This window comes from Burkholderia ubonensis (assembly GCF_001718695.1).
Classification (GTDB): Bacteria; Pseudomonadota; Gammaproteobacteria; order Burkholderiales; family Burkholderiaceae; genus Burkholderia; species Burkholderia ubonensis_B.
Map to the genome: position 1 here is coordinate 755737 of NZ_CP013422.1, position 24819 is coordinate 780555.

Consider the following 24819-nt stretch of genomic DNA (forward strand, 5'->3'; position numbering starts at 1 on the left):
CGTGCAGGCGTGGATGATTCCGGTCGGCGCCGCTCTGAGCGGCGGCGTGGCGGCCGCGTTGATCGCCTTCATCGTCGCGCGGGTGTTGCGCGCGCGTTCCGCAGCCGCGATCGCGAGCGAAACGCACGCATTGCGCGACGCGCTGAACGCCGCCGACGCGCGTGCCGACGCGGCCGTCGCCGCGCATGCGCAGGCGGCGCAGGCCTGGACGCAGCGGGAAGCGGAGCTCGAACAGGCGCTGGCGCGCGAGACGGCCGGCGCCGACGAGCGGCGCGACGCGCTGCAGGCGCTCGCGGCCGAGCGCGCGGCGCTGTCGCAGCACGCGGCGAAGATCGCGCACGAGGCCGCGCGCCTGCGCGGGCTCGCCGGCACGTTCGAGCGCTGGCACGAGCAGATGATCTCGCTGACCGCGCAGAACCAGGACATGCGCGCGAAGAACCTGGAGCTGTCCGCGATCGTCGCGCACGTGTCGATCGTGTCGCTGAACGCGTCGATCGAGGCGGCGCGCGCCGGCACGGCCGGCCGCGGGTTCTCGATCGTCGCGAGCGAGGTGCGCGGGCTCGCCGCGCGTTCGCAGGAGCTGTCGAACAGCTATCGCGACAGCCTGAACCGCAACGACCTCGTGACCGCGGCGACGTTCCAGGACATCCAGGCGGGCGGCAAGATGATCACCGCCGCGCTCGCGAGCGTCGAGACGCTGGCCGGGCAACTGAATGCGCGGCTGGAAGGAGCGGCGGCGTGATCGGCGCGCAGGCGAAGGCGAGCTTCGAACGGATTTTCTTCGACGCGGCGCGCACGCGGCTCGCGACCGGCGGCGGCGCGTGCGACATCGCGCCGGCGGCGGACGAGCCGCCGCGCGAGCGCCGGTCGTGCTCGAAGCCGGCCGCGCAGGTCGCGGTGCTGACGATCTCGGCGCTGCATTTCCGCCTGCTGCTCGCGCTGCGCTTCAGCGACGATGACGCGACGCGGCGCTATTACACGGGCGCCGTGCAAGCGGACGCGCAACCGTCGCTGCAGGAGGCGTTCATGGAAGTCGCGAACCTCTGCTGCGGCGCGATGAACCAGGCGTTGACCGTCCATTTCCCGGATCTCGGCATGTCGACGCCTTACCTGCTGAGCGACGCGAGCATCGAGTATTTCACCGCGCTGGCGCCCGGCCATGTCGCCGCGTTCGACGTGACGCTCGGCGACGGCGTGCGGGTTCGCGCGACGCTGTGCATCTGCGCGAACGCGCCGGTCGATTTCCATGCGCCGGCGACGGCGGCGGTGGATGCCGGCGGCGAGCTCGAACTGTTTTGACCGGATCGTTCCGGAACCCGAACCCAAGGAACCCGCGCCATGACCGAAGGCAAACCCGTCAGCAAGGTGCTCGTGCTCGACGACAGCCGCACGCACGCCGACGCGATCAAGCGCTTCTGCGACGACCACAACCTGATCGGCCTCACGGTGCGCCGCAACCGGCTGCTGAAGGTGCTGCGCTCGAACATCGATCTCGGCGCGATCCTGCTCGCCGAGGATTACGGCGGCTCGTCGGCCGAGAGCGCGATCGTCGCGACGCAGATCGACGCGCTGCGCCCCGAGCTGCCGATCATCCTGCGCCGCGACGCGCAGGCGTCGCGCGACGGCCTGCCGGACGCGCTCGCGCGCGTCGCGTGCGCGACCTACGTCGCCGACGACATGACGCCGCTGCGGCGGGTGAGGTGATCGACGAATACATCTTCAGCATCGACTATCCGAACGCGCTCGTGCGCGGCATCTCGGAGATCACCGAGGCGCGGCTCGACAGCATGTTCACCGGCATGACGATCAGCCGCGACACGCCGTGCATCGTGCGCGACCGGATCATCTTCGGCGAGGTGTTCAGCCTGATCGCCCTCGAAAGCGCGTGGTGCCGCGGCTACATGCTGCTGCAGACGAGCGAGCAGCCGCTGCTCGACATGCTCGGCGGCGCGCGCGCCGACGGACGCACGCCGGACTTTCGCGACGTGAACGGCGCGCTCGGCGAGCTCACCAATCTCGTGTGGGGCGCGTTCAAGGACCGCTACCTCGGCGACGCGGAAGCGCTCGCGCGCCATCCGGTGCAGGTGCCGCTGATCGTCAATCACAAGCAGAAGTTCATCTCGTTCGGCGGCGATTGTCCGCAGCTCTGCTTCAAGTACCGGATGACCGATCCGGCGTCGGGGCAGGCGGTCTGCATCGACCAGCGCTTCGTGTTCAGCCTGAGCTGGTCGCCGGAGGATTTCCGCGAAGTGGTGCAGGACGTCGGGCCGATGGTCGAATCGGGCGAACTCGAGTTGTTTTGAAGTTTTCAGGCAAGTTCAGCAAGAAAAAAAAGGGGAATGACGCATGGCAAAGATTCTGGTGGTTGACGATTCGGGCACGGTGCGCGACGAAGTCGCGGGCTTCCTGCGCAATCACGGGCTGGACGTCGCGACGGCGGTCGACGGCAAGGACGGGCTCGCGAAGCTGAAGGCGACGCCCGGCATCCGGCTCGTGATCAGCGACGTCAACATGCCGAACATGGACGGCCTGACGATGGTCGAGAAGATTCGCGGCGAGCTCGGCAACGCGGCGGTCAACGTCGTGATGCTGACGACCGAAAGCAGCCCGGCGATGAAGGAGCGCGGCAAGGCGGCCGGCGTGAAGGGCTGGATCGTGAAGCCGTTCAAGGGCGATGCGGTGGTCGAGGCGTTGAAGAAACTCGCGGGCTGACCGCGCGGCGTGGGCTTCCCCGTTGGACTATATTGATGCGTGATCGCATCGACATCATTTCAACCGGGGACGTCATGGATACGAATTGCGCTTCGGCAGCACCCATCCTGTTGCACGACGTGCGTGACGGCGTAGTCACGCTGCGCCTGAACCGTCCGCAGCAATTCAACGCATTGTCCGAAGCGATGCTCGCGAGCCTGCACGACGCATTCGAATCGCTCGCGGCCGATCCGCACGTGCGCTGCGTGATCCTCGCCGCCGAAGGCAAGGCGTTCTGCGCGGGCCACGACCTGCGCGAGATGCGCGGCAAGCCCGACCTCGACTACTACCGTGCGCTGTTCGCGCAGTGCAGCCGCGTGATGCTCGCGATGCGCGCGTTGCCGGTGCCGGTGATCGCGCGCGTGCACGGCATCGCGACGGCCGCGGGCTGCCAGCTCGTCGCCGCGTGCGATCTCGCGATCGCGGCCGATACCGCGCGCTTCGCGGTGTCCGGCATCAACGTCGGCCTGTTCTGCTCGACCCCGGCCGTCGCGCTGAGCCGCAGCGTCGCGGCGAAGCGCGCGTTCGACATGCTCGTCACCGGGCGTTTCGTCGACGCGGCGACGGCCGCCGCATGGGGCCTCGTCAACGAAGCGGTGCCGGAAGACGCGCTCGACGCCGCCGTCGCGCGCAAGGTCGCGGAGATCGTCGCGAAAAGCCCGGCCGCCGTGCGCTACGGCAAGGCGATGTTCTACCGGCAGCGCGAGATGCCGCTCGACGACGCCTACGCGTATGCGGGCGACGTGATGGCGCGCAACATGATGGAAGAAGACGCGGGCGAGGGCATCGACGCGTTCCTGGAGAAGCGGCCGCCGCGCTGGCGGACCTGACGCGCGGCGACGCCGCGCGCCGGAGTTACCGCCCGTAGCTGCCGGTGCGCAGCGGCTCGTCCTGCGTTGCCGACGTGCCTGACGTGCCCAGCGGCTCGACCACGACCGGCACGCGCGGCGCGACCGCGCACATCAGCTCGTAGCCGATCGTGCCGCTCGCCTCGGCGACGTCGTCGACCTTCACCTGATCGCCCCACAGCTCGACGCGCGAACCGATGCCCGCGTTCGGGCACGGCGTGAGGTCGACGGTGAGCATGTCCATCGACACGCGGCCGACGACGCGCGTCAGCACGCCGTCCACCGCGATCGGCGTGCCGGTCGGCGCGTGGCGCGGATAGCCGTCCGCATAGCCGCACGCGACGACGCCGATCCGCATCGGCTGGTCGGCCGTGAAGCGGCGGCCGTAGCCGACGGTTTCCTGCGGCGCGAGCGTCTGCACGCCGATGATCCGGCTCGTCAGCGTCATCGACGCCATCAGCGGCGTATCGGCGATGTGGCGCGCGGCGCCGGTCGGCGACGCGCCGTACAGGATCGTGCCGGGGCGCACCCAGTCGCGATGCGCGCGCGGATGCCACAGCACGGCGGCCGAGTTCGACACCGAGCGCTCGCCCGGCATGCCGGCCGTCGCCGCGTCGAACTGGTCGAGCTGCCAGTCGATCTCGCCTTCGTCGGCGTTCGCGAAGTGCGTCATCAGCGTGATCGCGCCGATCGACGGCGCGCCGGCTGCGCGCTCCCACGCGGCGCGGAACGCGGCGGGCCGGTAGCCGAGCCGGTTCATCCCGGAATTCATCTTCAGGTGGATGTCGATCGGCCGCTGCGGCTTCGCGGCGATCAGCAGGTCGAGCTGCGCGTCGCAGTGGACCGCGACCGTCAGCCGGTGGCGGCCGGCCAACTCGACGTCGGCCGGCTCGAAAATCCCTTCGAGCAGCAGCACGGGCTTGTCCCAGCCGAGCGCGCGCACGCGCACCGCCTCGTCGAGGTCGAGCAGCGCGATGCCGTCCGCTGCCGCGAGCCCCGGATAGATCCGCTCGATGCCGTGGCCGTAGGCGTTGGCCTTGACGACCGCCCACACGCGCGATGGCGCGACGGTCCGGCGAATGAACTCGAGGTTGTGGCGAACGGCGGCGGGACGGATGTGGGCGACGATGGGGCGGGGCATGGTCGGTTCGGATCGAAGGTCGTTCGGCGCGCGCACGACGGTGCAGCGCGGGGTCGGCAGGGTGGCGTGGCGACGTGCCAAGCCAGTTTCGATCGCTATCTTATGTATGTTGGACCAGTTTTAATTAACGTATTTAGCGTTGATTTGGTGGAATGTTCGATCTCGCGGGCGGGTCGTCGCGACTTCGCGCAGCCGGCCTTGCCGAGTCCGCCGTCTAGAAAACCGGTGCGCGAACGGGGTGTCGCGATGCTAAGCTCTGCGAGACCGTGTCATTGATCGATGTAATCATAAACACGGAGGAGGCTTTGATGACGACGTCCCAGCTGTGCCTGTTCATCGTGGCGGTGCTGCCGTTCCCGCTGACGATTCTCGCGAAGGCGAAGAAGGGCTACGACAACCACGCGCCGCGCGAATACCTCGCGAAGCTCGAAGGCTGGCGCGCCCGCGCGGCGGCCGCGCACCACAACGGATGGGAGGCGCTCGCGCTGTTCACGGCCGGTCTCGTCATCGCGTGGCAATCCGGTGCCAACGCGCATCGCGTCGACCAGCTCGCGATCGCGTTCGTCGTGATCCGCGTCGTCTACTCGCTGCTGTACCTGCTGAACTGGGCCGCGCTGCGCTCGCTCACATGGTTTGCCGGCATGGCCTGCGTCGTCGGGCTGTTCTTCACCGGGCCGTGACGACGATGAGGTAACGAGCCGGCGATGCCCGCGCCGCTGTGTGCGTGGGCTCGCCTGGCACCACCCGCGCCGCGCGCGTGAGCGTCATGGGATGCGTTGTGGATGCGGGCGCTACGGCCTTCGCGCGCTTGAGCGGCGGCGCGCCGGCTTCGCTGGGCACGAACGCGGTCGACGGCGACCGGCGCGCGCCGGCCCAGCGTGAGAGGGGATGCTTCGCACCAAGCGTCCGGCCCCGCTGCCCGCGGCAGCGTCCCTCGCTCGCTCCTTCCGCGGGATGCGCAGTCGTCCACTCCATTCCCGGATCGCCACGGCAACACACGAGTTCGCCGCAACGGCGCTCGCCCACATCGCCTCGTCGGCACTTTCGCACTTCCACGCTCCGCAACGGCGCGCCATTGCCACCGACCGACCGGTCGCTCCCGCCCCGCACCCCTGACGCCCCTTTCCTCAGATCAAACCCGCTTGCCCCGGCTCGGGTTTGTCTCGATACATTTTTCCGTTGCGCGTTTTTTTGTTGTCGTAGTATCGGCGTTGACAACACATGTTGCACTAATGTGTAATTCGACATCGCATGTTGCGGTGCGGCTTGCTGTCGTCATTCCCCGGCCAGCCGGCCGGTTACCTCGCTCAACCATGCGAAGAAAAGTCATGAGTCGCCGTTCCTTCCTGAAAGCCGTGCGGTCGCTGCCGCGCTCGGCGCCAGCATCGCCCGCGCGGACACGAAGACGCTCGTCGTCGGCACCGACACGTCGTTCATGCCTTTCGAGTTCAAGCAGGGCGACAAGTACGTCGGCTTCGATCTCGACCTGTGGGCGGAGATCGCGAAGGACCAGGGCTGGAAATACACGATCCAGCCGATGGATTTCGCGGGCCTGATCCCGGCGCTGCAGACGCAGAACATCGACGTCGCGCTGTCGGGCATGACCATCAAGGAAGAGCGCAAGAAGGCGATCGACTTCTCCGCGCCGTACTACGACAGCGGCCTCGCCGCGATGGTGCAGACCGGCAACACGACGATCAAGTCGATCGACGACCTGAACGGCAAGGTGATCGCCGCGAAGACGGGCACCGCGACGATCGACTGGATCAAGGCGCACCTGAAGCCGAAGGAGATCCGCCAGTTCCCGAACATCGACCAGGCGTATCTCGCGCTCGAGGCCGGCCGCGTCGACGCGGCGATGCACGACACGCCGAACGTGCTGTTCTTCGTGAACAACGAAGGCAAGGGCAAGGTGAAGGTCGCGGGCCAGCCGGTCAGCGGCGACAAGTACGGGATCGGCTTCCCGAAGGGCAGCCCGCTCGTCGCGAAGGTCAACGAGGGGCTCGTGAAGATCAGGGCCGACGGCCGCTACGCGCAGATCTACAGGAAGTGGTTCGGCGCCGAGCCGCCGAAGATGTGAGCGTGACGGCGCATCGTGGCGCGGCCTGCGGTCGCGCCGGTCTTGAATCGAACGGGGAGCGGCAAGTGAATTTCGATTGGTCAGCGATCTGGGCGGCGTTGCCGGACCTGATGGACGGGGTCCGGCTGACGGTGTTCATCGCGTTGTTCGGGTTATTGGGCGGCTTCGTCGTGGGCATGATCGCAGGCATGTTCCGCGCGTACGGGCCGAAGGCAATGAACGTGCTCGCGCAGGTGTACATCGAGCTGATCCGCGGCACGCCGATCGTCGTGCAGGTGATGTTCCTGTATTTCGCGCTGCCGCTGCTCGCGCACATCCGCATCGACGGGCTGACGGCCGCGATCATCGCGATCACCGTGAACTCCGGCGCGTATCTCGCGGAAGTGGTGCGTGGCGCGCTGCTGTCGATTCCGAAGGGATTGACGGAAGCCGGGCTCGCGATGGGGCTGTCGATGCCGCGCGTGCTGCTGAAGGTGGTCGGGCCGCTCGCATTCCGGCGGCTGATTCCGCCGCTCGGCAACCAGTGCATCGTGAGCCTGAAGGACACGTCGCTGTTCATCGTGATCGGCGTCGGCGAACTGACGCGCAAGGGGCAGGAGATCATCGCCGGCAACTTCCAGGCGGTCGAGATCTGGACCGCGGTGGCGGTCATCTACCTGATGCTGACCGGCGCGATGACGCTGACGCTGCGCGTGGTCGAGAAGAGGATGAAAATTTTATGAGCATGGTCGAATTCCAGAACGTGTCGAAGAGCTTCGGCCACGTGCCGGTGCTGAAGAACATCGACCTGACGATCGACGCGGGCGAGGTCGTGGTCGTGATCGGCCCGTCGGGCTCGGGCAAGTCGACGATGCTGCGCTGTATCAACGCGCTCGAGAAGATCACGTCCGGCGATCTGCTCGTCGACGGCCAGAGCGTGCGCGGCCACGCGGCGACGATCCGCAACATCCGGCTCGAGGCCGGGATGGTGTTCCAGCAGTTCAACCTGTTTCCGCAGATGACCGCGCTCGAGAACGTGATGTTCGGGCCGATCCAGGTGCGCGGCGCATCGCGCGCGAATCATTACCCGTCCGAGCTGTCGGGCGGCCAGCAGCAGCGCGTCGCGATCGCGCGCGCGCTCGCGATCCGGCCCCGGCTGATGCTGTTCGACGAGCCCACCTCCGCGCTCGATCCGGAACTGCGCCACGAAGTGCTGAAAGTGATGCAGGATCTTGCCAACGAAGGCATGACGATGATCGTCGTCACGCACGAGATCGTCCGGCGACCGTCGGCGGCGCGTCGATGCGCTGCTGCCGGGCATCGACGTGCCTGACGAAGCCGCGCTGCTGCGCGTGCTCGGCGATCGCGCGCCCGACGGACTGCCGATCTATCGCGACGACCCGGCCGATCCCGACGACGAGAACACGCTGGCGACCGCGGCGTTCGCGATCCGCGCAGCGGGCATCGACGTCACGATTCATCAACACGGCACGCAGCGTTTCGCGACGCGGATCGTGCCGGACGGGCGCGCGACAGACGCGTCCTGAACCACGAGGCAACGCATGACAACCGTTTTCCATCGCGCGCCGCGCGCGACACTGCCGGTCGCCGTCGCCGGCGACGGCATCGAGATCATCGACTCGACCGGCAAGCGCTACATCGATGCATGCGGCGGCGCCGCCGTGTCGTGCCTCGGGCACAGCAACCAGCGCGTGATCGACGCGATCAAGCGCCAGGCGCAGCAATTGCCGTACGCGCACACGTCGTTCTTCACCACCGACGTCGCCGAGGAACTGGCCGACCGGCTCGTCGATGCCGCGCCGGCGGGGCTCGATCACGTGTACTTCGTGTCGGGCGGCTCGGAGGCGATCGAGGCGGCGCTCAAGCTCGCGCGCCAGTACTTCGTCGAGAAGGGCGAGCCGCAGCGGCGTCACTTCATCGCGCGCCGGCAGAGCTATCACGGCAACACGCTCGGCGCGCTCGCGATCGGCGGCAACGCATGGCGGCGCGAGCCGTTTCTGCCGATCCTGATCGAAGCGCATCACGTGAGCCCATGCTACGCATATCGCGAGCAGCGCGCGGACGAAACCGAAGAGGCGTTCGCGCAGCGTCTTGCCGACGAGCTCGAACAGAAGATTCTCGAACTCGGCGCGGACAACGTTGCCGCGTTCGTCGCGGAGACGGTGGTCGGCGCGACGGCCGGCGCGGTGCCGCCGGTGCGCACGTATCTGCAGAAGATTCGCGCGGTGTGCGACAAGTACGGCGTGCTGCTGATCCTCGACGAGATCATGTCTGGGATGGGGCGCACCGGCTACCTGTTCGCATGCGACGAAGACGGCGTCGCGCCGGACCTGCTGACGATCGCGAAGGGGCTCGGCGCGGGCTACCAGCCGATCGGCGCGACGCTCGTCAGCGACGAGATCTACCGGACGATCGTCGGCGGGTCGGGCTTCTTCCAGCACGGGCACACGTATATCGGCCATGCGACCGCCTGCGCGGCGGCGCTCGAAGTGCAGCGCGTGATCGCGGAAGAGCGCCTGCTCGACAACGTGAAGGCGCGCGGCGAGCAATTGCGTGCGTCGTTGCGCGAGCGTTATGCGCAGCATCCCTATATCGGCGACGTGCGTGGGCGCGGGCTGTTCGTCGGCGTCGAATTCGTGCGCGATCGCGCGAGCAAGGCGGCGTTCGATCCGGCGCTGAAGCTGAACGCGGTGATCAAGCGCGAGGCGATGCAGCGCGGTTTGATGGTGTATCCGATGGGCGGTACGATCGACGGACGCCAGGGCGACCACGTGTTGCTCGCGCCGCCGTTCATCTGCACCGAGCAGCAGATCGACACGATCGTCGAGCGCCTGGCGGGCGCGATCGACGCCGCGGTGGCGGCGGTCGGCGCATGACGAATTCAGCGAACGGACACCCGATGACTTCGAGACTTCCCCCATTCGACCCCGCATCCGCGACCGATGCGCAGAAGGCGGTGCTGGCCGAGATTCTCAGCGGCCCGCGCGGCAACCTGAACGGCCCGTTTCTCGGCTGGATCGCGAGCCCCGAGCTTGCGCAGCACGCGCAGCGGCTCGGCGCGTTCTGCCGGTATCGCACCGGCTTGCCGCTGCGCCTGTCGGAGCTTGCGATCCTCGTCACCGCCGCGCGGTGGCGCTCGCAGGCGGAATGGCACATTCATCATCCGATCGCGCTCGATGCCGGCCTGCCGGCTGCGACCGCCGAAGCGATCCGCGACGGCGTCGAACCTGCGTTCGAGTCGGACGACGATGCGTTGATCTACGCGTTCGCGAACGAGCTGTACGATGCGCGGCGCGTCAGCGACGCGACGTTCGCGCGCGCGGAGGAGCGCTTCGGCCACGAGGTGGTCGTCAATCTCGTCGCGCTGCTCGGCTATTACGCGCTCGTCGCGATGACGCTCAATACGTTCGGCATGCGCGCGGACGGACAAACTGATTTGCCGTTTTCGGAATAATCGCCGCGTGCGCCGGTGCGGCCGGCATCGCGCGCATGCGTTGCGATGGCGCCGAAAAGCCCGTCGGCACGGGCTTTTCGGCGATGTGCGGGCGGGCGGCCGGCATCGTGCTCGCGCGTCGATTGCGCGCGTCGTTTCGCGTGCGCTTCAGTGCATGAATTTTTCCCCTTCCCTAAAATTTCTGCAAAGAATTTACGGGGGAAATATCGATGCGCTGGGTCCTGTTGATCGTGTTCATTGCGTGTGTGGTCCATACGCATCGGCGCGGCAAGGTTCGGCATCGGTTGTTCAGGCAACTATCCGATCACTCGACCTTCACCGCGCCGCTGAACTGCTTTTCGTATGCGTTCTCGTCGGTGCCGACCACGCCGTTCATCGACATCGGCCACTTTCCTGAACTCGCGGTGCTGCAGCGCGAATGGCGCACCTTCCGCGACGAAGCGCTCGCGCTGCGCGATTCGAGCCGGATCAAGGCGTCGGCCGAGTACAACGACATCGGCTTCAATTCGTTCTTTCGCAACGGCTGGAAACGCTTCTACCTGAAGTGGTACGACGCGCCGCATCCGTCCGCGCAGGCGTTGTGTCCGCGCACGGTCGAGATCCTGTCGCGGATTCCGTCGATCAAGGCCGCGATGTTCGCGCAGTTGCCGCCGGGCGGGAAGCTCGGCCTGCATCGCGATCCGTATGCGGGGTCGCTGCGCTATCACCTCGGGCTCGACACGCCGAACGACGCGGCGTGCCGGATCGTCGTCGACGGCGAGTCGTATGCATGGCGCGACGGCGAGGCCGTGATGTTCGACGAAACCTATCTGCATTGGGCCGAGAACCGCACCGAGCACGATCGCGTGATCCTGTTCTGCGACATCGACCGGCCGATGAAATACCGCTGGGCGCAGCGCGTCAACGACGCGTTCGGGCAGCTGCTGATGCGCGCGGCGGCGTCGCCGAACGAAACCGGCGACCGCACCGGCGGCCTCAATCACGCGTTCAAGTATCTGTATGCGATTCGGCGCCTGGGCAAGCGGCTGAAGGCGTGGAACCGGACCGTGTACTACATCGTGAAGTGGGCGCTGTTCGGCGGGATCGCGGTCGCGATATTCTGGGTCTGATCGCATGACGGGCGGCAGCGGGGCGGTTCGGGCGGGCTGACGATCGCGAGGCTGCGCTGCATGGTGGGCCGGCTGCGCGTCAATGCAACCAAATGTATTCGCACGGGATCGCGCGTCGACGCGCGGGTATCATGGCTTGTTCACGTCGACACGATCGGTGAGCAAGCATGACGAGTACCCGAAAGACATTGTGGATCGCCGGTGGGCTGCTGGTCGCGGCCGCGGGCGCCGGCTACGTAATGCTGCTGCGTGCGGACCACCGCGCGATCGCAGAGGCCGGCATCGGCGACGCAGCCGCACCGGCTGCTACGGCCCCAGCCGACGGCCGCACCGTGCAGGGCGCGATCGCGCCGCCCGCGCCCGATGCCGCTCCTTCCCCGCATGTAGATGAGGCGCTGCCGCAACAAGCGGCCGCACGTGACCGTTCGGTGCCGGCGTCCGCGGCGGTCGCGCAAGTTGCGCCGGCCGCGCCCGTCGCTGCCGTGCCCGCGCCGAAGCCGGCCGCACCGCCGCCCGCCGTCCACGTGGTCGCGGTCGAGCCGGCCGATTCGACCCCCACGAATGCGAAACCCGCGCAGTTGCCGCCGGCAGCGCCGCAGACGATTCAACCGGCTCAGCCGACCCGCGCGGCGCAACCCGCTGCACCGGTTGACACGGCGCAAGCGCCTCGGTCCGGCAAGCAGCCGACCCGCCATGCCGCACGCACCCGCGACGGCCTCGAGCGCCACGCGGCAACGGCGCAGCCGGCGCAGCGCGCCGAAACACCTGAAACCGCCGCGCTGGTGCGCGAGTCCGCCAAGCTCGATCCGTCGTTGCCGCCGCCGCAATACGTGGCGACGCCGGGCCTCGCGCAACCGCATGCGGCCGCCGGCTCGAACCCGGTTGCCGCCGCGATGACCGAGCAGTTGGTGCGGCAATCGAGCACCATCAGGACGACGCCCGCGTCGACGAACGGCGCGCCTGTCGCCCCGTGACGAGCGGCAGCGCGCTCGCGCGGCGCGACGCCGGATAAAAAAGGGCCCGCACGCTGACCAGAGCATGCGGGGCCAAGAGAGACGAATCGGTGCGCGCGTCGCGCGTTACGCGTTACGCGGCGAGTGCTTCGGCGGGCTGCGGCGCGGCGGTCGTGACCGGCGTCGCGTCCTGCCGGATCAGGTGGTCGAACGCGGCGAGCGATGCCTTCGCGCCTTCGCCGACCGCGATCACGATCTGCTTGAACGGCGCCGTCGTCACGTCGCCGGCCGCGAACACGCCCGGCACCGACGTCGCGCCGCGCGCGTCGACGACGATCTCGCCGTGCTTCGACAGCTCGACCGTGCCCTTCAGCCATTCGGTGTTCGGCACGAGGCCGATCTGCACGAACACGCCTTCGAGATCGATGCGCTTCACGTCGCCGCTGCGCAGGTCCTTGTAGACGAGGCCGTCGAGCTTGCTGCCGTCGCCGGTCAGCTCGGTCGTCTGCGCCTGCGTGACGATCGTCACGTTCGGCAGGCTGCGCAGCTTGCGCTGCAGCACTTCGTCCGCGCGCAGTTGCGCGCCGTATTCGATCAGCGTGACCGCCTTCACGATGCCCGCGAGATCGATCGCGGCCTCGACGCCCGAGTTGCCGCCGCCGACCACCGCGACGCGCTTGCCCTTGAACAGCGGGCCGTCGCAGTGCGGGCAGTACGCGACGCCGCGGTTGCGGTATTCGCGCTCGCCGGGCACGTTGATTTCGCGCCAGCGCGCGCCGGTCGCGAGGACGATCGTCTTCGCCTTCAGCACCGCGCCGTTCGCGAGGCGGATCTGGTGCACGGCGCCGGGAATCAGCGCGTCCGCGCGCTGCACGTCCATCACGTCGACGTCGTACTGCTTCACGTGCTGTTCGAGCGCGGCCGCGAATTTCGGCCCTTCGGTTTCCTGCACCGACACGAAGTTCTCGATCGCCATCGTGTCGAGCACCTGGCCGCCGAAGCGCTCGGCGACGACGCCGGTCACGATGCCCTTGCGCGCCGAATAGATCGCGGCCGCCGCGCCCGCCGGGCCGCCGCCGACGATCAGCGTGTCGAACACCGGCTTGTTCTCGAGCGCCTTCGCGGCGCGCGCGCTCGCGCCGGTATCGAGCTTCGCGAGGATTTCCTTCACGCTGCTGCGGCCCTGGCCGAACGATGCGCCGTTCAGGAACATCGTCGGCAGCGCCATGATCTGGCGCGCCTCGACTTCGTTCTGGAACAGCGCGCCGTCGATCGCGACGTGGCGGATGCGCGGGTTGATCAGCGACATCACGTTCAGCGCCTGCACGACTTCCGGGCAGTTCTGGCACGACAGCGAGAAATACGTCTCGAACGCGTAGTCGCCGTCGAGCGCGCGGATCTGCTCGATCACGTCGTCGTCGAGCTTGACCGGATGGCCGCCCGTCTGCAGCAGCGCGAGCACGAGCGACGTGAATTCATGGCCCATCGGAATCCCGGCGAAGCGGATGCCCGCGGGCTTGCCCGGTTCGCCGATCGAGAACGACGGCTTGCGCTCGGCGTCGTCGCGGCGTTCGGCCACCGTCACATGCGTCGTCAGCGACGCAATCTCGTTGAGCAGCGCGAGCAGTTCCTGCGACTTCGCGCCGTCGTCGAGCGACGCGACGAGCTCGATCGGGCGCGTGATCTTTTCCAGGTACGCTTTGAGTTGGTTCTTGAGATTGGCGTCGAGCATGGCGTTTCGGATTCCGTATTGATGATTCTGGTCGGGCACGTCGTGCCGGAGGGGAGGGCGGGCCGCGCGATGCGGCGGCCGGCCGTTGCGCGCCTCGCACGAGGCGCGCGGGGCGTGGCGTCAGATCTTGCCGATCAGGTCGAGCGACGGTGTCAGCGTCTCGGCGCCCGGGGTCCACTTGGCCGGACACACTTCACCCGGGTGCGCAGCGATGTATTGCGCGGCCTGCACCTTGCGCAGCAGTTCGCCCGCATCGCGGCCGATGCCGTTGTCGTGGATCTCGCACAGCTTGATCTCGCCTTCCGGGTTGATCACGAAGGTGCCGCGCAGCGCCATCCCTTCTTCCTCGATCAGCACGTCGAAGTTGCGCGACAGCGTGAGCGTCGGGTCGCCGATCATCGGGTACTTGATCTTGCCGATCGTGTCCGACGTGTCGTGCCACGCCTTGTGCGTGAAGTGCGTGTCGGTCGACACCGCGTAGATTTCGACACCCAGCTTCTGGAATTCCGCATAGCGGTCGGCGAGGTCGCCCAGCTCGGTCGGGCAGACGAACGTGAAGTCGGCCGGGTAGAACACGACGACGGACCACTTGCCCTTGAAGTTCTCGTCGGAGACGGGCACGAAATCGCCGTTGTGGTAAGCGGTTGCCTTGAACGGCTTGATTTGGGTGTTGATGATCGGCATCTTGAGCGTTCCTTTGCGGTGGTGTTGATGAAGTGTGCTCAGTATCGGGGTTCACCCTTGCCTTGTGAAATTGCTTGTCTTAATCCCCGGGATCGTGAATTTCTATCTGGTTGCGGCGCGGTTTCGAACGGGCGTGGGCGGGGCTTTGGATCCGTGAGGCGGAGTGAGGCTCGGAGGGGCGGCATTGCGTGCGGCGCGTGCGCCGTGGCCGAACGCGAGGAAGCTCGATGCATCGCCTGGGGCGCTGCGGTCGGTCGATGGTCGCTGGGCACGAGGCCGGTGCGATATCGGCACCGCGGCCACGTGATGTATGGAAATGCCGGGTGCTTTGCATGTGCCGTTGGGCGGTGGCGCGGTTGCGCGATGCGGCGGTCAGTTCGAGCGTGTTGTGCGTGTCGGGGCGTCGTCGAGCGCATGAAGCGTATCGAGTACGTCGAACGTCGGCACGCACGGACCGGCGTGCGACGCTTGGCCTATACGGTCGCGCGGCTGCCGTCAGGGGGCAGCGACTGGCAGGGCAGGACGGGGCAGACATTCGCCCCGCCGCCGCCTGCGCTACAACTGATAGGGCGCCCGGATGCCCGGTTCGGTGGCGGGAAAATCCTTCGTGTTGCGCGATACGAGCAGCAGGCCGTTCACTTGCGCGGAAGCCCACACGATCGCATCGGGCAACCGAATGCGGCGCGCCTGGCGAATCGCGACCGCGCGATTCGCCACCGCGCCGTCGAGCGGAATGATGTCGAACGACGACAGCCACGTGCGGATCGCTGCGTCGTCGCTTGCCGTTGCGCCGACCAGGACTTCCATCCAGGTCACCACGCTGATCGCGCGCGACTCGTAGCGGGCGAGTTCCTCGCGCGCGGCTTCCACGCCGCCGAGATAGTCGATCAGGATGTTGGTGTCGAAGAGGGCATTCACCATTCCGCGCGCAACGCCTGTTGATACGCGAGCCCGTCGAGCGCGCGCGTTTTCCAGAGACCGAACACGGTGCCGGCATGCGGCGGCCGAAGCCGTGCGGGACGAGCGTTGGCCGCAAGCCGGCGGCTCCGGCATGCGGTGACGTAACGGGTGTCGATGATCGCTTTTACCATTCTGAACGCAGTGCCTCCTGATAGGTGAGCCCGTCGACGGCGCGGTCCTTCCACAGGCCGAACACGATATCGGCATGCGATCGCTTGTGTTGTGCGATATACGCATCGATTGCATCGCGAATGATCGCGGCGCGAGGGCGTTGCTCAGTGTCGACGATGGCGGCCAGCTCGTCGAGCTGGCCATTCGACAGATCGATCAGGATGCGGCTCATGGCATTCTCCGATATATGATATGCGTATCATATATACATCGAGTGACGTCCGCAAGCTGGGGCATCGCCGACGCGCGGCCGCTACGACAACATCTGCGTGTGCTGAAGGCCCCGATGTCGTATGCGCGCCACATCGGCGCGGTGCGCGACGCGGCGCAGGCGTTCGGCTTGTCGCACCTGGACATCGTGTCGGGCGCGGGCCACGACGCGTGCCATGCCGCGCGTGCCGTGCGTCGACGGTCTCGGCCACAACGAGGCCGACGCGATCACGCCGGAATGGTCGACGGCCGGCGCCAACGTGCTGCTGCAAGCGGTGCCGCGAAGCGCCCGTGAGCGCCGCGGCTTATTTGCCGGGCTTGCGCCGCGCGACGTACGTCAGGTACGCGACGATCTGGTCGAGTTCCCGGTCGCTCAGCTGCTCGGGCGGGAACGCCGGCATCACGCGGCCCGGCCAGTCGCGCACCGATGCCGGATTGCGAATGTAGCGATGCAGCGCGGCGGGCTGGAAGTAATCGACCGGATTCATCGGCGCGTTGAGGTCGGGGCCGGCCTGGCTGCTGCCGGCGCCGTCGATGCGGTGGCAGGCGAGGCACAGCGTGACGAACAGCCGCTGCCCGGCGCGGGCCGGCGCGTTCGCCGGCAATGCGGGATCGACCGCGAGCGACGGCCAGCGCGCGAGCGGCGACGACTGGATCGTGATGCGCACGATCTGATACGGCCACTGCTCGCCGCGCACCGACGCCGCGTCCGGCCCCGACCACACCAGATAGAACGGCCCCGCGCTGACCGGCTTGCGCGGCAGCTTCGGCCACGGGTGCGCGGGGTCCTCCACCGCGAGCCATGCAACGGCGCCGGCCGGCGCACGACGGCGCACCAGATCGAGCGGCAGCTGAGCGGCGAAGCCGTCGGCCGCGCGCGTTTCGAGCACGCTGTCCGCAGGCAGCGGCGCATCGCCCAGCAGCGCTGCGAACGGCACCGCACGGAACGTCATCGGCCGCCCGTACGCGATGTCGTGCGGCACGTGCAGCTCGGTCGCATCGGCGCGTGTGAGCAAGGCGTCGCGCGTCAGCACGCGCGGCGCGCCGCCGGTGTCGAGTTCGAGCGCGGACTGTGCGGATGCGTGCGTGGCGAGCGCGCACGCGAGCAGCAACAACAGCGAAAACCACCGGCGCTTCAGCATTCGTTCTCCGTACGAGGGTGTTCCGGCCGCGAGAAAACTGCAGGGGCGCTGGCCGGTGAATGGGATCGGGCGACAGTCTAGCCGGTGCGCGCGGCGTTGGCGACTTCGGAACGCGCGGCGTGCAGCGTGCGCGCGATATAGCATCGGGTACCGAAACATGCGCGGTGCGGTGCGCTGCCTCCTTCACGGCATCGCGGACATCGCGATACAGTCGGTCGCGCCGACGCTACCGGACCATCGGCATGGACACTGTCGCAGACCGTACGCTTTGCCCATATCCGACGATCGTGGCCAGCCAACTGGCGTCGGCCCGGAATTTCCCGTCATGCCGAATTTCCATCCGGACACGCTGCTGGACGGCGTCTCAACGCTCGAGCGCATCGTTCGCGAAGGCGTCTATCGCTCGCAGTTCGAAACCGTGACGAGCAACGAGCGCTGAACGCGCAGCCACGATGTGCGCGCGGGCGCTCGCCGCACCTTGATGGTCAGCGGCGCGCACACTGCGCGTCCGCGTCCGGCAATGGCGTCTCGCGCGCCGTGTCGAAGTCGGCTTCGCGTACGCCGGTCGGTGTCAGCGACACGAAATGCATCGCGGCGGCGCGCGCCGGGAATCCGACGATGCCGGTCGCGCCCCACGGAATCGGCGAGCGCTGCACGCCGCTTACGGTCATGCCGGTCGGCGACAGCGCCAATGTCAGCAGCCGGCCGTCGCGGGTCGGCACGTACGCGTGTGCGCCGGCGACGCCGATGCCGGACTCGCGCACCGCGGCCGGCAGGCAATCGAGCCTCGCGGTGCGGCGGCCGTCCGGATCGATCAGCATCGCGGCGCCGCGCCGGTCCGCCGTCGTCGTGACGACGATGAAGCGATCGATCGCGGGAACATACGCGGCGGCATACACGTAGTACCGGATCGCTTCGCTCAGTTCTCCGAGCTTTTCGAGCTTCGCCGTCGCCGGGTCGAACAGCGCATATTCGAGCATGGCGTTCGTGCTGTCCTTGATGAACTTCTGCCAGACCAGCAGCGCCCGGTGCGGCGAGCCCGCGATCACGGGCCACCACTCGCGGCTGTGCGGCGCGACCGGGACGTGGTTCAGCAGCCGCCCGGCGGCATCGTAGGTCTTCAGATAGACGCCGCCGCCGGTGCCCAGGTTGTCGACGCCGCCGCCGTCGACCCAGTCGGCGGAATAGAACACGACGAAGCGCTCGCCGACCGCGGCGACGTGCCCCGAGTGGCCGCCCGACTCGACGTCGTTCGGATACGGCTTGACCGGCTTCAGGTCGCGGCGATAGACGCCGTACCGCTGGCTGACTTCCTGCGGCGCGTTCCAGCCGTCCTCGAACGTGACGAAGAGGTCGCCCCGATCGTTCTGCGCGACCGACACCGGCTCCTGCGCTTCGGGCCGGCTGATGAAGGTGCGGACATGCGTGGTGTGCGCACTGCCGGGCGACCACTCGCCGACGTATACGTCATGCGGCCAGTTGCCGTTGGACAGCGCGCCGCGCGGCGGGATGCCCGAGCTGCTGAAGAAGATCCAGCGCTTGCCGTTGCCGGCGTCGGCCACACCGATGCCGTGCATGAAGCGTCGCGGGTCGCCGGTGTCCTTGCGTGGCGCGGACGGACGGGGCGCGGCCTTGTGTCTGGCGGTCGCGCCCGCGAGCGCGGCCGGCGGGGCCACGCTCGCGGCAACGACGAGACAGCAGGCGGCGCACAGCGCGCTGGCGATGACCCGCGCCGCTTTTCGCCGGTCCGCCTTCGATCCGGCCATGATCCGCGCGCGCAGCGGCATCATTCCACGGTCACGGACTTGGCGAGGTTGCGCGGCTTGTCGACGTCGGCGCCGCGCGCGCAGCCGACGTGATAGGCGAGCAGCTGCAGCGGCACGACGTGCATGACCGGCGACAGCACGTCGCCCGGCTCGCGCAGGCGAATCAGGCGCGTGTCGTCGGCGTCGTCGATCTCGAGATGGCTGCCCGCGAGCACGTAGAGCCGCCCGCCGCGCGCGCGCACTTCGGCCATGTTCGACTTCAGCTTCTGGAACAGGCCGTCGTCCGGCGCAATCGTGACGACCGGCATCGCGCTCGTCACGAGCGCGAGCGGGCCGTGCTTCAGCTCGCCCGCCGGGTAGCCCTCGGCATGGATGTACGACACCTCCTTGAGCTTCAGCGCGCCTTCCATCGCAATCGGGAAGTGAATGCCGCGCCCGAGGAACAGCGCATTCTCCCGCTGCATGAAATCGGCGGCCCAGCCCATGATCTGCGTTTCCAGGGCCAGCGCATTGCCGACGCGCGCCGGCAGCCCGCGCAACTGCTGCAGGCATGCTGCCGCACGCGTGGCGTCGAGCCGGCCGCGCAACTGCGCGAGCGTCACCGTCAGCAGGAACAGCGCGACCAGCTGCGTCGTGAAGGCCTTGGTCGACGCGACGCCCAGTTCGACGCCGGCCTGCGTCAGGAAGCGCAGCGACGCGTTGCGCGCGATCGTGCTCGTCGCGACGTTGCAGATCGCCAGCGACAGGTCCTGGCCCCGGCCGCGCGCGTGCTCGATCGCGCCGATCGTGTCGGCGGTCTCGCCCGATTGCGAAATGCCGACGACGAGCGTGCCCGGGTCGGCCACCGATTCCCGGTAGCGGTATTCGCTGGCGATCTCGACCTGGGCCGGCAGGCCCGCAATGCTCTCGATCCAGTATTTCGCGGTGAGCCCCGCGTAATAGCTGGTGCCGCAGCCGAGCAGCAGCACGCTGCGCGTTTTCGACAGCAGCGCGCGCGCGGTTTCGTCGTCGCCGAACAGCGCGGGCGACACGGTGTCGACGCCGTCGAGCGTGGCGGCGATCGCCTGCGGCTGCTCGAAGATCTCCTTCTGCATGAAGTGACGATACGGTCCGAGCGCTGCGTCGTGGTCGCGCGCCCGGACCACGCACAGCGGACGCTGCGCGTCGCTGCCGATCGAATCGACCACGGCGATGCGCTCGGGCGTGAGCAGCGCGACGTCGCCGTCCTCGAGATAGATGAAACGGTCGGTCAGGTCGCCGAGCGCCGCGCAGTCGGACGCGAGGTAGTTCTGCTGCGCGCCGATGCCGATCACGAGCGGCGAGCCCGCGCGCGCAGCCACGAGACGCTGCGGCTCGCGCGCGCTCAGCACCGCGACCGCGTACGCGCCGCGCAGGCGCTTGACCGCGCGAACGACGGCGTCGAACAGGTCGTCGCGATACTCGCCGTGAATCAGGTGGGCGATCACTTCCGTATCGGTCTCGCCGCGAAAGACGTAGCCGCGCTGCCGCAGTTCGGCCCTGAGCGCATCGTGGTTCTCGATGATGCCGTTGTGCACGACCGCAATCGAGTCGCCCGGCATGATCGGGTGCGCGTTGGTCTCGGACGGCGCGCCGTGGGTGGCCCAGCGCGTATGGGCGATGCAGGTTCCCGCTTCGAGACCGAGCGTCATCACGCGTTCCTGAAGATCCGTCACGCGCCGCAACGTGCGCTCGCTGCGCAGGTTGCCGCCGTTCTGCAGCGCAATGCCGCACGAGTCGTAGCCGCGGTACTCGAGCCGGCTCAGCGCCTTGACCAGTTGCGGCACCTGATTGCTCCGGCCGCTTGCTCCGACGATTCCACACATGGATCACCTCGTCCAGAAGAGGTTATCGGCACGCCCGCGCGGTGCGGCGGACGTCGACGTCAGGTGCCGTGACGCGTCGTCGGGCCGACGCCGGTCCAGACGGCCTCGTTCGATTCCTCGTCGACCCATTCGCGCGCTTGCGGCGCGGCACGGCGCTCGTGGCGCTTCCATTCGAGCGCGGAAATCGATCCGTTGGCGTCATGCGATGCGACGAGAATGCGCGACGCCTGTTTCCCGTCGAGGTGCTCGGACTTCGCCAGTGCCGTCGTCGGTGCCGGCTTCGACTTCAGGCTGGCCGAGCGCCGCAGCATCTTCGTGACGTGCCACCGGAAGGTGAACGGATGAATGACGCGGGCGGCGATCAGCCACGTGACCAGCGCACCGGCGATGAGCGAGATGCCGGTCACATAGAAGACCAGTTGCTCGATCGGCATTTCGGCGTCGTTGATCGGCAGCAGGTAGCGGTACGTATAGATGCAGATCGACGCCCATACCGCGCCGACCAGCGCCGGCCGAATGAAGCGAAACCACACGATCTGCGTGCAACCGGCGATGATGCCGCGATCGGCGATCATCCGGGCGGGTGACCGGAGCGAGAGGTCAATAATCGGCGCGTTCTTCATGTTGAATTCCTCGGTCGGGACTGGTCCATATTGCACGTTTGCCCCGGCCTCGCAACACGATGGCGGGCAGGGCGACGACGGTGGTGATCATGCTGATCAGCCAGAAGGCGACGGGATACCAGACGGTGTCCAGGAAATACATCAGGAGCTTTTCGTCGTAGCGGCGATCGATCATGCAGCCGACGATCAGCTGCAGCACGCAGGTCGCCACCAGCAGCATGCCGTGCCAGCGCGGCACCAGCGACACGTGCCAGTCCGGCGGCAGCGGATGGAACAGGCCGACGACCGACAGCAGCAGGATGAACGACATCGAATACGCCCAGGCGATGCCGATCAGATACTCGGCGTAGAGCGGCCACATCATCATCTGCGCGGGCCGCGCGACCGTGCCGGCATATTTGAGCAGCACCTGGATGCCGCCCTTGGCCCAGCGCAGCCGCTGGCGATAGAGCCCCCGGATCGTCTCCGGCATCAGGATCCAGCTGAGCGCATGCGGCTCGTACATGACGCGCCAGTCGCGGCACTGCAGCTTCCAGCTGATGTCGATGTCCTCGGTCAGCATGTCCGAGCTCCAGAAGCCTACGTCGGCGAGGGCGGTCTTGCGGAACATCGTGATGACGCCGGACACCGTGAAGATGCGGCCGTACACCTGCTGCGTGCGCTTGATCAGCCCGACGATCGACGAGAACTCGCCGACCTGCATGCGGCCGAGCAGCGACGTGCGCGTGCGGATGCGCGGGTTGCCGGTGACCGCGCCGACGCCGGGGTCGGCGATGAAATGCTCGAGCATCCATTCGATCGCATCGTGCGCGAGCAGCGAATCGCCGTCGATGCAGAGCAGGTACTCCGCGTTCGACACGGCGGCCGCGGTCGTGAGGCCCACCGCCTTGCCCTCGTTGCGCGCGTGATGGATGACGATGAGCCGCGGGATGTCGGCGGCCAGCTCGTTGAGCATTTCGCCGGTGCGGTCCCGGCTGCCGTCGTTGACCGCGATGATGTCGTAGGTCGGATAGTCCATGCCGTTCAGGTGCGTGATCACGCTGCGCACGTTCGCTTCTTCATTGAAGCAGGGCACGACGATCGACACCTTCGGCATGCCGCTCGCCGCGAGCATGCGCTTGGACAGCACGCGGCCCTCCTCGAGCAGCAGGAAATGCACGACGCCCCCGATCATCCACAGATACGACATGAAGAACGGGTAATAGAAGACGAAGTCCTGCAGGCGCCGGATGAGGTCGTGTGTGATCATTTTGCCGGCTTCCCCTGGTGCTGTTGCGCCTGCATCAGCGCATTGATCGAAGTCGGGTCGAGACGCGACTTGAGCGACATGGCGCCGCGTATGGTCGCGAGTTTCGGCTGATCGTGCAGGAAGTTGTCCGGGTAGTAGCCGAAGCTCAATGCCCCGCGGCTTCTCAGCCGCCCCATCTGCGCAAGCAGCGTGGTGCTTGAAATCTCCTTGCGGGCGCGCCAGTCGTAGGCCTGCAATTCGAACACGGTCTTCGCGAAGCCGTGCTGCTTGGCGGCGACGACGTCGGCGAGCTTGTCCAGCCAGCGATCCGGGTCCGATGCCTGCTCCATGTACGGCATTGCCATCAGCGCGACGAAGTCGTACGCCTTGAGGAAATCGTCGTAGTTTTGCGCGTACCACGCTTCGGATTCGGGGTTCAGCACCGGCTGCGCGAAGATGTTGCGCGCGGTGAGCACGTCGCCGGCGTTCTGGTTCGCCAGGACGATCTGCTCCAGTTGCCGCGTCAGGTCCAGCAGATAGCGGGTCTTCTGCCGCGTCCAGCGGTTCATCAGGTCGGGCTTCGCGCGAATCTGCCCGATGTCGCGCGGCAGCCCCCACTGCGCATAGAGCTGCAGCGCGTGCCGGCCCGCATCCTCGTAGTCGTCGAGCACGGCGTCGTCGCTGAAAAGGATGCCGTTGAACGACGCATATTTGCTGAGATCCTCGTAAATCTGCTCGATCAGCAGCCGGGCGTTCGGATCGAACGGACTCAGGCGAAACACGCGCGTGCCGTTCTCGCGTGCCGGTGCGCCGCTATGGGCGGTGACCGTTTCGAGGCTGTGCAGCTTGTCCGGCGGCGGACGGAAGGCCAGCACCGGCATCCACGCATAGACCTGGACATTGGACCGGGTATTGAGCTGCCATGCGGCGCGAGAGAACAGGTCGGCCCGCATCGGCAGGTGCCGGTTCGGAAAATAGACGGACTCCGCGACGCCGGTGCCCTTCGGATCGGCGAACGCCTGCAGGTAGACCGACTTCGGCTGCATCCGGTAGATGCGCTCGACGAGCTCGCCGAGATTCTTTTCCTGTTGTGCCGGGTTGGGGTCGTACACCTGGTCGAGATCGACCTGCACGATCCGCTCGGCGGCTTCGACTTCGCCGCGGTTGGTCGCCGGCTCGCGCATCGAGCGCTCGAACACGCCGATATCGACGTCATACATCATCAGGATGCGCCGCAAGCGATCGAGCGGCACGTCCGGCGTATTCGGTCCGGCATCGAGACTGAACTGGATGTCCATGCCGAGCGACGTCGAGATCTTTTGCACCGGGTGGTTTTCCGCGCCGTACGGCCAGACCATCGAGCGCGCGACAAGCCCGGTGCGTTCGCGAATCTGCCGGATGCAGGTCTGCAGGTCGCCGTGCACCCGCGCTTCGAATTCCGCATCGGTTTCGTAGCGCTTCTCGTTTGCCAGATAAAGGTGCGACGTGGTGGCGGGCAACTCGTTGCCCTGCGGATTGGCCACCGCGCCATGATGCAGGTTGTGCGTGTGGCAGGCGAGCTCGACCAGCTCCGACGAACCGATCTGCTTGACCTCGTCCCACGACATGAAGTAATCGCGCGGCAGCTGCAGCCTGTCGCTGATGCGGATCGGCGTGTCGGCGGGGGCGTCGATCCAGGCGGTGACGATGCCCATCACCGCCGGATAGCGGAACCGCTTCAGCAGCGGCAGCACTTTCGTGAAGTGGCTGCGAAAGCCGTCGTCGAACGTGAGGAGCACGGAGCGGGGCGGCAACGGCTTGCCGCCGTGCCGGGATGCCTCGATCTGCTTGACTGTGATCGTGTGATAGTTGTTGGTCTGCAGCCAGGAAAAAATCGCGGTCAGCGTGCCGGTGTCGATCGCGTACGGATCGATTATCGTGGCGGTCGCGAACGTCGACAGCAGGTTGTCGCGCACGTCGTGCATGCAGATCACGCGGAAGGTCTTGCCGTCGGCGGGATCCGACGGCGGAAGGAGGTCGATCATCCTTGCCCGGGTCACGCCCGGAAACAGCGAACAAGCTGCGGCCGTGCCAAGGCAGCCACACATGAAGGTCCGTCTGGATTGCATTCGCTGGGCTCCTGG

Annotated in this window: 22 protein-coding genes and 5 pseudogenes; 16 read left to right on the forward strand and 11 right to left on the reverse strand. The window is 67.4% G+C overall.

Annotation, left to right across the window (positions count from 1 at the left end):
• Position 1 precedes the first annotated feature (1 nt).
• The 5 genes and pseudogenes from WJ35_RS23235 (at position 2) to WJ35_RS23255 (ending at position 3581) form a co-directional block, all read left to right on the forward strand.
• Positions 2 to 742, forward strand: coding sequence for a methyl-accepting chemotaxis protein (locus WJ35_RS23235; protein WP_080484445.1), 741 nt, complete (start codon positions 2 to 4; stop codon positions 740 to 742).
• Positions 739 to 1299, forward strand: a complete 561-nt coding sequence (locus tag WJ35_RS23240; protein WP_060234060.1) for a hypothetical protein — start codon at positions 739 to 741, stop codon at positions 1297 to 1299. Before WJ35_RS23235 ends, WJ35_RS23240 begins: the two co-directional genes overlap by 4 nt.
• Before the next feature lie 39 nt (positions 1300 to 1338).
• Positions 1339 to 2303, forward strand: a pseudogene (locus WJ35_RS23245) (chemotaxis protein CheX).
• 43 nt (positions 2304 to 2346) lie between these two features.
• Positions 2347 to 2712, forward strand: a complete 366-nt coding sequence (locus tag WJ35_RS23250) for a response regulator (RefSeq protein ID WP_059554262.1) — start codon at positions 2347 to 2349, stop codon at positions 2710 to 2712.
• A 74-nt stretch (positions 2713 to 2786) separates the two neighbouring features.
• On the forward strand, positions 2787 to 3581 hold the full coding sequence (locus WJ35_RS23255; RefSeq protein ID WP_080484419.1) for an enoyl-CoA hydratase: 795 nt from the start codon (positions 2787 to 2789) through the stop codon (positions 3579 to 3581).
• Positions 3582 to 3606: 25 nt separating this feature from the next.
• Here the strand turns inward: WJ35_RS23255 and alr are convergent, their stop codons facing one another.
• Positions 3607 to 4740: an alanine racemase gene (alr, locus tag WJ35_RS23260; RefSeq protein ID WP_060234067.1), complete on the reverse strand. Its 1134-nt coding sequence runs from the start codon at positions 4738 to 4740 to the stop codon at positions 3607 to 3609.
• 308 nt (positions 4741 to 5048) lie between these two features.
• Between alr and WJ35_RS23265 the strand changes: the two genes are divergently transcribed.
• The 9 genes and pseudogenes from WJ35_RS23265 (at position 5049) to WJ35_RS23305 (ending at position 12357) form a co-directional block, all read left to right on the forward strand.
• Positions 5049 to 5420, forward strand: coding sequence for an MAPEG family protein (locus tag WJ35_RS23265; RefSeq protein ID WP_060234068.1), 372 nt, complete (start codon positions 5049 to 5051; stop codon positions 5418 to 5420).
• 648 nt (positions 5421 to 6068) lie between these two features.
• A pseudogene (gene glnH / locus WJ35_RS23270) lies at positions 6069 to 6820 on the forward strand (glutamine ABC transporter substrate-binding protein GlnH).
• Positions 6821 to 6885: 65 nt separating this feature from the next.
• Entirely contained in the window at positions 6886 to 7542 is a 657-nt protein-coding gene (gene glnP / locus WJ35_RS23275; RefSeq protein WP_042587617.1) for a glutamine ABC transporter permease GlnP, read from the forward strand.
• Positions 7539 to 8075, forward strand: a pseudogene (locus WJ35_RS23280) (ATP-binding cassette domain-containing protein); the annotation flags it as partial. The gene glnP and the pseudogene WJ35_RS23280, both read left to right, overlap by 4 nt.
• Positions 8068 to 8346: pseudogene (locus WJ35_RS23285) on the forward strand (peptidase C45); the annotation flags it as partial. The pseudogenes WJ35_RS23280 and WJ35_RS23285, both read left to right, overlap by 8 nt.
• Positions 8347 to 8361: 15 nt before the next feature.
• Positions 8362 to 9696 carry an aspartate aminotransferase family protein gene (locus tag WJ35_RS23290; protein WP_060234070.1) on the forward strand — a complete coding sequence of 445 codons (1335 nt, stop codon included), beginning with the start codon at positions 8362 to 8364 and terminating at the stop codon, positions 9694 to 9696.
• Between the two features lie 23 nt (positions 9697 to 9719).
• Entirely contained in the window at positions 9720 to 10274 is a 555-nt protein-coding gene (locus tag WJ35_RS23295; protein ID WP_069240097.1) for a carboxymuconolactone decarboxylase family protein, read from the forward strand.
• A 209-nt stretch (positions 10275 to 10483) separates the two neighbouring features.
• Positions 10484 to 11383 carry a lipid A hydroxylase LpxO gene (gene lpxO, locus WJ35_RS23300; RefSeq protein WP_059461133.1) on the forward strand — a complete coding sequence of 300 codons (900 nt, stop codon included), beginning with the start codon at positions 10484 to 10486 and terminating at the stop codon, positions 11381 to 11383.
• A gap of 167 nt (positions 11384 to 11550) precedes the next feature.
• Entirely contained in the window at positions 11551 to 12357 is an 807-nt protein-coding gene (locus tag WJ35_RS23305) for an extensin (RefSeq protein ID WP_069240098.1), read from the forward strand.
• Between the two features lie 112 nt (positions 12358 to 12469).
• On the opposite strand, the gene ahpF is transcribed toward WJ35_RS23305, so the two are convergent.
• The 4 genes from ahpF to WJ35_RS23325 all read right to left on the reverse strand — a co-directional run bounded on the left by ahpF (position 12470) and on the right by WJ35_RS23325 (position 16055).
• Entirely contained in the window at positions 12470 to 14068 is a 1599-nt protein-coding gene (gene ahpF / locus WJ35_RS23310; protein WP_069240099.1) for an alkyl hydroperoxide reductase subunit F, read from the reverse strand.
• A 120-nt stretch (positions 14069 to 14188) separates the two neighbouring features.
• On the reverse strand, positions 14189 to 14752 hold the full coding sequence (ahpC, locus tag WJ35_RS23315; protein ID WP_010089952.1) for an alkyl hydroperoxide reductase subunit C: 564 nt from the start codon (positions 14750 to 14752) through the stop codon (positions 14189 to 14191).
• A 555-nt stretch (positions 14753 to 15307) separates the two neighbouring features.
• Positions 15308 to 15673 carry a type II toxin-antitoxin system VapC family toxin gene (locus tag WJ35_RS23320; protein ID WP_011881945.1) on the reverse strand — a complete coding sequence of 122 codons (366 nt, stop codon included), beginning with the start codon at positions 15671 to 15673 and terminating at the stop codon, positions 15308 to 15310.
• Between the two features lie 163 nt (positions 15674 to 15836).
• Positions 15837 to 16055 (reverse strand): hypothetical protein, encoded by a 219-nt coding sequence (locus WJ35_RS23325; RefSeq protein WP_011881946.1) that lies wholly within the window; start codon positions 16053 to 16055, stop codon positions 15837 to 15839.
• Between the two features lie 111 nt (positions 16056 to 16166).
• On the opposite strand from WJ35_RS23325, the pseudogene WJ35_RS32350 reads away from it, so the two are divergent.
• A pseudogene (locus tag WJ35_RS32350) lies at positions 16167 to 16389 on the forward strand (Zn-dependent hydrolase); the annotation flags it as partial.
• Between the two features lie 9 nt (positions 16390 to 16398).
• On the opposite strand, the gene WJ35_RS23335 reads toward WJ35_RS32350, so the two are convergent.
• Positions 16399 to 17235 (reverse strand): c-type cytochrome, encoded by an 837-nt coding sequence (locus WJ35_RS23335; RefSeq protein ID WP_069240100.1) that lies wholly within the window; start codon positions 17233 to 17235, stop codon positions 16399 to 16401.
• A 325-nt stretch (positions 17236 to 17560) separates the two neighbouring features.
• On the opposite strand from WJ35_RS23335, the gene WJ35_RS32355 reads away from it, so the two are divergent.
• Entirely contained in the window at positions 17561 to 17674 is a 114-nt protein-coding gene (locus WJ35_RS32355) for a DUF3626 domain-containing protein (protein ID WP_224056435.1), read from the forward strand.
• 46 nt (positions 17675 to 17720) lie between these two features.
• Here the strand turns inward: WJ35_RS32355 and WJ35_RS23340 are convergent, their stop codons facing one another.
• From WJ35_RS23340 to pgaB, 5 genes are read right to left on the reverse strand one after another with little or no spacing between them, the layout of a single operon-like run.
• Positions 17721 to 19025: a hypothetical protein gene (locus WJ35_RS23340; RefSeq protein WP_155121967.1), complete on the reverse strand. Its 1305-nt coding sequence runs from the start codon at positions 19023 to 19025 to the stop codon at positions 17721 to 17723.
• Complete coding sequence (gene glmS, locus WJ35_RS23345; RefSeq protein WP_069240101.1) at positions 19022 to 20845, reverse strand: glutamine--fructose-6-phosphate transaminase (isomerizing); 1824 nt, start codon at positions 20843 to 20845, stop codon at positions 19022 to 19024. Before glmS ends, WJ35_RS23340 begins: the two co-directional genes overlap by 4 nt.
• A 59-nt stretch (positions 20846 to 20904) precedes the next feature.
• Positions 20905 to 21468 (reverse strand): Biofilm PGA synthesis auxiliary protein PgaD, encoded by a 564-nt coding sequence (locus WJ35_RS23350; protein ID WP_230459752.1) that lies wholly within the window; start codon positions 21466 to 21468, stop codon positions 20905 to 20907.
• Positions 21446 to 22717, reverse strand: coding sequence for a poly-beta-1,6-N-acetyl-D-glucosamine synthase (gene pgaC / locus WJ35_RS23355; RefSeq protein WP_010099403.1), 1272 nt, complete (start codon positions 22715 to 22717; stop codon positions 21446 to 21448). The genes WJ35_RS23350 and pgaC overlap by 23 nt, the downstream gene beginning before the upstream one ends.
• Positions 22714 to 24804: a poly-beta-1,6-N-acetyl-D-glucosamine N-deacetylase PgaB gene (gene pgaB / locus WJ35_RS23360; RefSeq protein WP_060234079.1), complete on the reverse strand. Its 2091-nt coding sequence runs from the start codon at positions 24802 to 24804 to the stop codon at positions 22714 to 22716. Before pgaB ends, pgaC begins: the two co-directional genes overlap by 4 nt.
• Positions 24805 to 24819: the final 15 nt, after the last annotated feature.